Source organism: Ruminococcus sp. MCC718, from assembly GCF_018783905.1.
Taxonomy (GTDB): domain Bacteria; phylum Bacillota; class Clostridia; order Lachnospirales; family Lachnospiraceae; genus Hominisplanchenecus; species Hominisplanchenecus faecis.
In genome coordinates, this window is sequence record NZ_WQNP01000141.1 from 1 (window position 1) to 211 (window position 211).

The following is a 211-nucleotide window of genomic DNA, read 5'->3' on the forward strand; positions in this document are numbered from 1 at the left end:
GCAAATTTTCGTTACTTTACTTCTGCTTTTTAATGTTCTGTATTTTGGCTTGAGAAAGCTTTTCGCTTAAGCACTCACTGACAGGCCAGGAGCTTTTGGCAATGTGCAGACGAACTGCATTGTAAAACATGGTGCGTAAAATAATACAGCCATGATGAATTCGAAAACAAATCGCTCTGACGGTAGCAAGGCTTCCGTCGTGAGGTTTGCG

Annotated in this window: 1 protein-coding gene; it reads right to left on the minus strand. The window is 42.2% G+C overall.

The window, feature by feature from the left end; genetic code table 11:
- Positions 1-16: 16 nt before the first annotated feature.
- The coding region (locus GPK60_RS11920) for a hypothetical protein (protein ID WP_215660293.1) at positions 17-211 on the minus strand (195 nt) is incomplete at its 5' end.